The sequence below is a fragment of the Novosphingobium sp. 63-713 genome (genome assembly GCF_001898925.1).
Classification (GTDB): Bacteria; Pseudomonadota; Alphaproteobacteria; order Sphingomonadales; family Sphingomonadaceae; genus Novosphingobium.
The window spans coordinates 1-9521 of sequence record NZ_MKVS01000011.1 but is presented as its reverse complement, the minus strand read 5'-3'; the positions used below and the strand labels follow the sequence as shown (position 1 = coordinate 9521).

Annotated in this window: 7 protein-coding genes and 1 pseudogene; 3 read left to right on the top strand and 5 right to left on the bottom strand. The window is 62.6% G+C overall.

Annotation, left to right across the window (positions count from 1 at the left end):
* Positions 1-342 precede the first annotated feature (342 nt).
* From BGP00_RS07570 to BGP00_RS07560, 3 genes are read right to left on the bottom strand one after another with little or no spacing between them, the layout of a single operon-like run.
* The gene (locus BGP00_RS07570; protein WP_148092178.1) at positions 343-684 is read right to left on the bottom strand and encodes a hypothetical protein; all 342 of its coding nucleotides are present in this window, start codon (positions 682-684) and stop codon (positions 343-345) included.
* Between the two features lie 53 nt (positions 685-737).
* Complete coding sequence (locus tag BGP00_RS07565) at positions 738-2918, bottom strand: heavy metal translocating P-type ATPase (RefSeq protein ID WP_292687953.1); 2181 nt, start codon at positions 2916-2918, stop codon at positions 738-740.
* 12 nt (positions 2919-2930) lie between these two features.
* A complete protein-coding gene (locus BGP00_RS07560; RefSeq protein ID WP_124811369.1) occupies positions 2931-4904 on the bottom strand; it encodes a cytochrome c/FTR1 family iron permease in 1974 nt (657 codons plus the stop codon).
* Positions 4905-4979: 75 nt separating this feature from the next.
* Between BGP00_RS07560 and BGP00_RS07555 the strand changes: the two genes are divergently transcribed.
* Positions 4980-5405 carry a helix-turn-helix domain-containing protein gene (locus tag BGP00_RS07555; protein ID WP_124811368.1) on the top strand — a complete coding sequence of 142 codons (426 nt, stop codon included), beginning with the start codon at positions 4980-4982 and terminating at the stop codon, positions 5403-5405.
* Positions 5406-5448: 43 nt separating this feature from the next.
* Here the strand turns inward: BGP00_RS07555 and BGP00_RS07550 are convergent, their stop codons facing one another.
* Positions 5449-5700 (bottom strand): hypothetical protein, encoded by a 252-nt coding sequence (locus BGP00_RS07550; protein ID WP_124811367.1) that lies wholly within the window; start codon positions 5698-5700, stop codon positions 5449-5451.
* Between the two features lie 88 nt (positions 5701-5788).
* Between BGP00_RS07550 and BGP00_RS07545 the strand changes: the two genes are divergently transcribed.
* On the top strand, positions 5789-6049 hold the full coding sequence (locus tag BGP00_RS07545; RefSeq protein WP_292924808.1) for a MerR family transcriptional regulator: 261 nt from the start codon (positions 5789-5791) through the stop codon (positions 6047-6049).
* Here the strand turns inward: BGP00_RS07545 and BGP00_RS07540 are convergent.
* Positions 6012-8903, bottom strand: coding sequence for a Tn3 family transposase (locus BGP00_RS07540; protein WP_292687950.1), 2892 nt, complete (start codon positions 8901-8903; stop codon positions 6012-6014). The genes BGP00_RS07545 and BGP00_RS07540 overlap by 38 nt on opposite strands.
* 125 nt (positions 8904-9028) lie before the next feature.
* Here BGP00_RS07540 and BGP00_RS07535 point away from each other — a divergent pair.
* Positions 9029-9427: pseudogene (locus tag BGP00_RS07535) on the top strand (recombinase family protein); the annotation flags it as partial.
* Positions 9428-9521: the final 94 nt, after the last annotated feature.

The following is a 9521-nucleotide window of genomic DNA, read 5'->3' as shown; positions in this document are numbered from 1 at the left end:
GCCTCCCGACTGTCAGCCGGGGGCGAGGAAAGCATGGGTCAATTCTCAGTGATAATTTCTGCCACTCCCGGGTCAATTCTCGGCGCTACTCAACAGCGGCGAGCGCTTGATCGAGCGTAAACACCGGTGCGGGCGCGCTGGCCGCAGTGATCGGGGCTTCGGCCCTGACGACCTGTCCGCTGGTACCGAGCAGGAGCGCGGCGACAAGTACGCGCGGCACTGTCGCACGAGCGCTCCGATGGTGCGCTACGGACGCGCGCGCGCCCGTTTGACTGTCTTGCATGAAGTATTTTCCTGAAAATCACGAGACTTGGGCGCATGTGTGGCGCCGGCGGATGATCTTCAGGCGGCAGGCGGCTCTGTGGGCGGAGCCGACCCAAGCGATGTCAACGGATAAACCGTATGCGGCATAACCATGGATGTGGCAGACCAGATCCCCAGTGCATCGATCTCGGCATCCGTCTTTACCGCGATACTGCAATGGTGGTGGGCAACCGCATGACAGGGCACGCCCCCACCTTGCTTGTCGTGCTGCCCGGTCGCGGCATCGACGTGATCTTCGATGTTGAGAACCTCGCTTGCATGACCTGCAAGCATTCCTTCGGCATGGCCGGCTTCGGGCATAACTGCGGCGCCAATCAACACGGCAAACACCAACAGCAAGGAAACGAACCTACCCTTCATACTGGTGCGAATACCAGTCGTCGTGAATGACGGCAAGGGACCCCTAGCGCCTGTCATTGCCTGACCAGTCTCAAACCATTAGCCACGACAAGAAGACTGGCTCCCATATCTGCAAATACAGCCATCCACATGGTTCCATAGCCAAGCACGGTGAGCACAAGAAACACTGCCTTGATGCCCAGTGCCAAGGTGATGTTCTGAATAAGCACGGTGCGGGTCATGCGGGAAATTTGGACAAAACGCCCGATCTTATTGAGGTCATCGTCCATCAAGGCAACGTCCGCCGTCTCAATCGCGGTATCCGAACCGGCGGCCCCCATCGCAAAGCCGATGTCGGCGCGCGCGAGTGCCGGGGCGTCATTGATACCGTCACCGACCATGCCGACATAGCGGCCATCACGGATGTAGCGCTCGATTGCCTGGAGCTTGTCCTCGGGAAGCTGGTCGCCAAGCGCCTTGTCGATCCCGACCAGCTGGGCGATGGCCGCAGCCGTGCGTGCGTTGTCACCGGTCAGCATCACCGTCTCGATGCCGAGGTCGCGCAGCGCCTGAATGGCAACGCGGCTGCTTTCTTTGATCGTGTCGGCGACCGCAAGGAGAATGAGCGGTTGCTTGCCGTCGGTCAGGACAACGACCGACTTGCCCTGCGCTTCCAACTGCGTGAGTTGCGCCTCAACCGCCAGTGAGCACACCCCGGTTTCGTGAATAAGGCGGTGATTGCCGAGCAGGTATTCGACGCCGCCGATTCTGCCCTTCACCCCGCGCCCAGGCAGCGCGGCAAAGTCGGTCACATCGAGCAAGACAATGCCGGACTTTCGACCGGCGTCGGCGATCGCATAGGAAACCGGATGATCCGAGCGTGCCGCAAGACTGGTCGCAATGTCGAGGTTGTCGATCCCGTTGTCAGGATCGAACCTTACGGTATCGGTCAGCGCCGGTTTGCCGCGCGTAATCGTCCCGGTCTTGTCGAGCGCGAGCACCGCGAGCCTGTGACCCTGTTCGAGATAGACCCCGCCCTTGATCAGGATCCCCCGCCGCGCCGCCGCTGCCAGGCCACTGACGATCGTGACCGGTGTCGAAATGACGAGCGCGCAGGGACAGGCGATCACGAGGAGGACCAACGCCTTGTAGATCCAGTCTTGCCAGTTGCCAGCGAGCAGCAGCGGCGGAACGATCGCCACCGCAACGGCGACCAGGAACACGGCCGGCGTATAGATGCGCGCGAACTGGTCGACAAAGCGCTGGGTCGGCGCGCGGGCGCCTTGTGCAGACTCCACAGCCTCGATGATCCGCGCGAGCGTCGAGTGCGCGGCATCGGCGGTGACTTCATATTCGAAGGAACCGGCCTCGTTGAGAGTGCCGGCGAACACCTGATCACCTGGCGCTTTTTCGACCGGCATGCTCTCGCCGGTGATGGCCGCCTGGTTGAGAGTCGAATGGCCGCTGGTGATAGTACCGTCGAGCGCAACACGCTGCCCCGGCTTGATCCGGATGATTGCGCCGAGCGCCACGCTTGCAGCGGGCTGATCGCTCCACGACCCATCTGGTTGACGGACGGCAGCGTAGTCAGGCGCAAGCTGAACGAGGCTGCGAATGGCATTGCGCGCGCGGTCGAGCGACTTCGCCTCGATCAGCTCGGCGATAGCGAACAGGACCATCACCATGGCCGCCTCAGGCCACTGCCGGATCAGTAGAGCGCCCGTCACGGCGATGCTCATCAGCGCGTTGATGTTGAGATTGCCGTGGCGCAGGGCAATCCAGCCCTTGCGATAGGTATCGAGCCCGCAGACCGCGACGGCGAGCACGGCAACCAGTGCGACTGTCCATTCGGGCAAGCCGGACCAGTGCATGATCTCCGCGACCAATGCCGCAAGGCCGCCCGCCGCATAGGGCCACCACGGCTTGGCGGCTTCGGTTTGAGGCTCCTCATCGCCGGACGGCTCGACGGGTTCGGCGTCCATGCCGAGTTCGCGGATGGCAGCCTGGACCGCTGGCAATGCGCCGGTGCGATAGGCAACCGTCAGCATGCGCTGCATCAGATTGAACTCGAGTCCTCGGACCTCGTCCATGGCGCCGAGCTTCTTGCGGATCAGTGCTTCCTCGGTCGGGCAATCCATCTGGGCAATGCGCAGACGGGCGACGCTGCCTCCCTCAGGCGCCGTCGAAAGCGCGGACGGAACTGTCTCGTCCAGGGAAGCAGGCGCTGAAATTGAACCGCAGCAAATGTCGGCCATCGGTCTACTCCGTTACGCCGCCGACTTGCGGGCCAGCCTTTCGTTATACCATCCCCCTGCCACGATGGCCGCGATCGTCAACAGTTGCGCACCAATCGACTGCCAGGTCGGGAACAGTCCCAACACCGGGATGCGGGGCATGTGGGCGAGCGGGGCAATGTCGATGATCCCCGCCTCCTGCAACGCGGATACGCCCTTGCCGGCGAGGACGACCGCCAGCACCGCGATCAGCCAGGAGCTGTATTTGAAGAACTCCCCCACCGGAAGCAGGGCACTGAACCGCAGCATGGCCCAGGCGATCAGCGCCAGGACGACGATGGCCGAGATCGCACCGGCTAGAATGACCGCGCCGCTTCCCTGCGCGGTCAGGGCTGCATAAAACAGGATCGTCTCGAACACCTCGCGGTAGACGACGATGAAGGCAAGGCCGAACAGGAACCACGCGGAGCTACGCGACAGCGCCTTGCCGAGCGTCTCGTTGATATAGCGCTGCCATTCTCCGGCCTGCGACTTGCCATGCATCCAGATGCCGACGGACAACAGAACCACGGCGGCGAACAGCGAGCCGAAACCTTCGGTCAATTCCCGGCTTGCGCCGCTGATGCCTATGAAAAAGGTTGCAACAGCCCAGGTCAGCGCTCCTGCCGCGAGGGCCGCAACCCAACCGACGTGGACATGACGAACCATCTCGCCGCGATCGGCCTTGCGCAGAAAGGCGATCATGGCGACCACGATCAGCAGCGCTTCCACGCCTTCGCGCAGCAGGATGGTGAACGCGCCGAGGAAGGTGGACGCCGTGCTGGCGGCATCGGGCGACAGCACCTCCTCGGCATCGCTGAACAGCCCATCGAGGACGGCCATGCGATCCTTGACCGCGCTTACAGGTTCGCCGCGGCCGATGGCTGCGCGAAGATTACCCATTTCGGTCTCGATCCGCCCCATCAGCGTCGCATCACGCGCCGCGAGCGCCGGCTCGACCGGCTCGAACCCGTCGAGATAGGCGGACAGCGCGAGCTTCTTGGCCGCCTCCCTGTCGCCGGCCTCGTAAGCCGCAAGGCTCGCCTGGAGCTTTTCATGAGCAACTGTCAGCGATCCGGCCTTGGCCTCACTCACCGCTTCGGGATGCGCCCGTAGATAGCCAAGGACCGCATCAGCCTTGTCAGGACCAATCTGCCGCCCGAGCGAGGCAGGCGTCATCCCGGCGAGCGCGGCCAGGTTGGGAACCTGGCTGCGCAATGCGGCATCGCTCTTCCAGAGCTGTTCGCCCTTGCCGGCATTGGGGAAGGCGAAGCGACCGATGTAGAAGGCAAGGTTCCAGCGGTCCTGCGAGGGCAATTCGGAGAAACTGCGCATGGCTGTGCCATCGAGCCCCTGGCCGATCACCTGATAGAGCGCAAAGGGGCTTCTCTCTCGGGCACGCGACGCATCGGCAAAGGCAACCGGCACGGGGTTGAGCTTGGCGGCGTCCGGTCCATGACCGTCGCCGCTCAGGCCATGGCAGCCTGCACAATTTTGCGCGTAGAGTGCATTGCCGCGCGCCAGATCGGGAGTTTTGCTGGGTGCGAGCGGGACAGGATAGGCCGTCAACAGGTGCGCGGCGAGCGTCCGCGCAGACTTCGCTACATCATTCGGCGCAGCTTTCTGCGCGACCATGCCCCGAAACGCTTTCGCCTCGGACAGCAGCCCGGCCTTCTGCGCTGCCGGCGGCAGCGCCGCGAGCTTGGCTTCGACCGCGCCGGCAAACTCGGTCATCTCCGCATATTCCTGCGCGCTCTTCACCTTTCCATCGGCGACCGCCCCCGCATAATCGACCGCGACATAGTCGAGCAGCCGCCAGGCCGTCTGGACATCCTCATCGCTCGGGTTTGCAAAGGCAGGGGCCGTTCCCGCCACAAGCAGGGACACCAGCAAGGCGGCCAGGCGCAGCACGCGGGTAGCGGCCTTGATCGATTTCGGGGCGTGATTCGCGAATTTGGTCTTGCTCATCGGCCCCCGATACAATCTACAGTAGCTGTAGAAGCAAGCAGTTTTTGCGAGCGATTCGCAATATGGGACAATACGATGGGTGAACCCGCGCGTTTGGCGATTGGCGACCTGGCTCGGCAAACTGGGACCAAGGTCAACACGATCCGGTTCTACGAGGACATCGGCCTGCTCCCGCGCCCGCTGCGGACCGCTTCGGGAAGGCGGACCTACATTGCAGCGGACGTCCGCCGCCTCTCTTTCATCCGCCATGGCCGCAGCCTGGGATTTTCGGTCGACGAGATCCGCTCACTGCTGGCCCTATCGGATCAGCCTGAACGCGATTGCGGTGAAGCAGCGGCAATCGCGCGCCAGCACTTGCGCGACATCGAAGAGCGCATCGCCCGCCTGCAAACCTTGCGCAGCGCGCTGGTGGGCGTCGCTGCGTCCTGTGATGGCGGCCGCGCCGCAGATTGCCGCGTGATCGAGGCGATCGCTGGCGTTGCCTTGCCAGCTCCCGATTAGTGAAAGCAGGCAACGAGTAGCGGGACCGGCAAGGCCACACCGTTCAACCGCAGCGCGAAGCGGGATCGCAACTGTGCCGGCATTCGCAACTGGCTCGCTGACGCTTGTGCAGTGCGAGCCAGACACCGCCGCCAACCAAAGCTATCGCAGGAATGCCGATGCACATGGCCGCGTCGAGTGATACGGCTTCAAAGCCAAGGACCGCACCCGTTCCTGCCAGCAGCGGCACGAGCAATGGGGCACAACAGGCCGCGCAAGCGAGCGCCTGACCAGCGAGTCCCAGTTTCAACTTCATGTGCAATGTCCTTGTTCGGTTTCGAGTCGCCGCATTCTACAAGTTCAAGTAACTTGAAGAGCAAGCGCCATCATGCGATGCCTTCTCCATGCCGATGCCCATTAGCCAGGCCGCAAGTCTTGCGGGATGCTCCGCGCCGACGATTCGCTACTACGAGGCGATCGGCCTCATTCCGAACGCGGCAAGGACTGATGGCGGGCGTCGCAGCTATGGCTGGCCCGATGTGAAGCGCCTGCAATTCATTCGCCGCGCGCGTGATTTCGGTATGTCGATCGACCAGATTGGGGGTGTTTGCGGGAGGGGGCGAAATCCTACGCTAAGGATTTTGGCCAGCGATATTCGCCGGTGAGGTTGATGTGCTCCCAGCCCAGGGGGGATACATGGGCGAGGAGATCGGGCGGGACAGCGGCGCCATTGGCGGCTCGGCTGCTGACGACATCCCCGAGCTTCATCGTGTTCCAGAAGATGATGATGGCGGCGAGCAGGTTCATGCCGGCGATGCGATAGTGCTGACCTTCGCCTGATCGGTCCCGGATTTCGCCACGCCGATGGAAGCTGATGGCGCGCTTCAGCGCATGATGGGCTTCGCCTTTGTTGAGGCCGATTTGGGCCTGGCGTTGCAAACCGGCGTCGAGAATCCAGTCGATCATGAACAGCGTCCGTTCGACACGGCCGACTTCCCGAAAAGCAAGGGCCAATTCATTCTGGCGAGGATAGGAGGCCAGCTTCCGCAGAATTTGGCTGGGGGCGACAATGCCGGCGGCGATCGTGGCCATGACGCGCAGGATGTCGGGCCAGTTCCGCTCGATGAGCGGCTCATTGATTTTACCGCCGACCAGGCCCCGCACATTGGCTGGCGTCGCACCGGGAGTGAAGGCATAGAGCCTTTTTTGTGGCAGGTCGCGGATGCGTGGCGCGAACCTGTAGCCGAGAAGTGAGCAGGCGGCGAAGACGTGATCGGTAAATCCGCCCGTATCAGCAAAGTGCTGACGGACATGGCGGCCTGCGTCATTCATGAGCAGCCCGTCGAGAATATAGGGGGCCTCGCTGACGGTCGCCGGGATGACCTGGGTAGCAAACGGCGCATATTGATCGGAGACATGGCTGTATCCTTTCAAGCCTGGGACATTGCCGTATTTGGCGTTGACCATGTTCATGGCTTCGCCCTGCTCGGTGGCGAGGAAGAACTGTCCATCGCTGGAGGCGGAGTGCCCCTGTCCCCAGAACGCGGCCATGGGAAGATCGGCATGTGCCTCCACGATCATGGCGAGCGCCCGATCATAGGCACTGCCTTCAATATGCCAGCGCGCGATCCGCAGCAATTCCCAGAAACTGTGCGTATTGGTCGCCGCTGCCATCTTGCGCAGGCCGAGATTGACGCCCTCTGCCAGCAGAACGTTCATCAGCCCTATCCGGTCCACGCAGGGTGTGCCGGTGCGCAAGTGGGTGAAGGCTTCGGAAAATCCGGTCCGCTCATTGACTTCCAACAACAGGTCGGTAATCCTTGCGGGCGGAAGCTGCTGATATAGATCGAGCACGAGATCCTCTGCACCTTCCGGCGTGTCGGCCTTGAGCTTGTCGATCTGAAGTCTGCCATTCTCGATGATGCCGCCGGGGATTGCTCCAGCCCGGGCCGCACGGCCGAGTTCCTTCAACCGTTCATCCAGTCGGGCCTTACGTTCCGCAAGCCATTCATGCGGTCGCAGCGGCACGGTAAGGCGAGCGGTCTGCTCTATCGCCTGGGCCGGGACCAGTATTTGCTTAAGGTCGGCATAGCGACGTGACCCCGCCAGCCATATATCGCCAGACCGAAAGGCATCGCGGATATGGAACAGCACGGCGATCTCCCACAGCCGGTGGTCCCCGGCAGGCTGAACGCGAAGATGGCGATGCCATTTCGAGTTCGGGCGCAGGAAGTCGATTGGCGGCGCGGCCTTGATGCCGCGTTGAAGGATTGCGACTGCCGCCAAAAGGGGCGTCGCGATCGGCGCCGCCTGCATGTCGAGGAGGCGCAGCATCCGGGGTGCATAGAGGCGGAAGCGGTGATAGCCGTCCAGCACACGGCTGAGCGGGTCGGCCGCGAGCACGTTGGTCAGTGCGCCCGCTGTGGCGACGAGGGTTCTGAACCGCTCCCAGCCAAACCCCATGGCGATGATCCCGTCCAGCGCCGTGCCATCGTCCTGTGCCCCCAGCAATGCACCGCCGATTTCGGCAAAGGATTTCAGTGTGTCCCGAACGGCCGCCTTTTCGTCGGCGATCCTGGTGCTGCAAAGGCGCTCGGATGCTCGATAGAGACGGCCGACGATGCGGTCATGGGTTTCCACCACGGCATCGGCCAGCGATGCCCGCCATTCCAGCGCGCACACCGCGAGGATCGCTAGCCGCCTTTCTTCGGGCAGGTCCCGCATACCATCAGCATAATAGCGCTCGCCCTGCCGGCGCAGCCGGGCCACTCTATGCGGAGGCACGCCGGTCACAAGGTCTGCGGGAAGATCGACGTCCTGAAGATATTCCAGTCGATCCATCAGACGATTGGCAGCGGCGGAGTTCGCGCCAACCTCAATTTGCCGCAGCCAGACAAACCGAGTGATGCGGCCGTCCACCGTATCCTCCAGCAAGGCGGCCAACTGCTCGCCAAGAGCCGGCGTGATCCGTCCAGCGATACGCTCCTCAATCCGGCGCTCGGCATCGACCAATGCATCGGCGCACAACCGCTCGATCGTTGAGGGAGCTGGAAGAATTGTGCGTGTGCGGCGGCATTCCTCGACAAAGTGGCGGGCGAGATCCTCGTTCGATGTTGCCGTCTCGGCCTCCCGCGCGATCCATTCACGCAGATCCCGCGCGCCGCGACCTGAAAAGGCGCGGTAGCCATAAATTCTGCGCAGATCTGCCAGATGCTCGTGCCGCGTTTCCTCGCGCGAGGCATAGGGAAGCAGATCATCGCCGCTCAGCCCGAGCTGGGCCGCGATAAAATCTGTCACTGGCGCCGGGATTACTTCGCCCGGTGCCAGCACCCGACCGGGAAAGCGCAGCACGCACAGTTGCAGCGCAAAGCCGAAACGGTTGTGGGCGCGACGGCGCTGGCGGATATGTCCGAGGTCCTCGTCGCTGAGGGTGTAATGCCGCAGCAACTCGCCCTGATCGACCGGCAAACGGAGTAGCGCGTCGCGCTGGCGATCGGTCAGGGTCACGCGACGGGGCATGCATGTTCCTTTTTCTATCCGACTCAATGTTTGAGATAGCTTGATTGCGATGCTGGTTGAGATACACAATGGCATAGTCAAATGCCTATGCTCGCCCCGCCACCTCAAACCTTCGTTTGTGATCCATGCTGATCGGCTACGCCCGTGTGTCCAAATCCGATGGTTCGCAGTCCCTCGACCTGCAACATGACGCCCTGCGTGCCGCCGGGGTGGAGGCGGACAATATCTATGACGATCGTGCATCCGGCAGCCGCGACGATCGACAAGGCCTCACCGCCTGCCTCAAATCGTTGCGCGACGGCGATGTGCTGATTGTCTGGAAACTCGACCGGCTCGGTCGAACACTCACCCACTTGGTCAGCACGGTACAGAATCTTTCGGATCGCGGCGTCGGCCTGCGCGTCCTCACCGGCAAGGGTGCGCAGATCGACACCACGACGCCCTCGGGCCGCATGGTATTCGGCATCTTCGCCACGCTGGCGGAGTTTGAGCGTGATATGATCCGCGAGCGCACCATGGCTGGTTGGACTTGTAACGGATTTGTGCCGGTCACCTGAGCGTTTTATGCTCGCAACAGGAGACCGACGAGATGATGAAGCATAGTGAAGATTTTAAGCG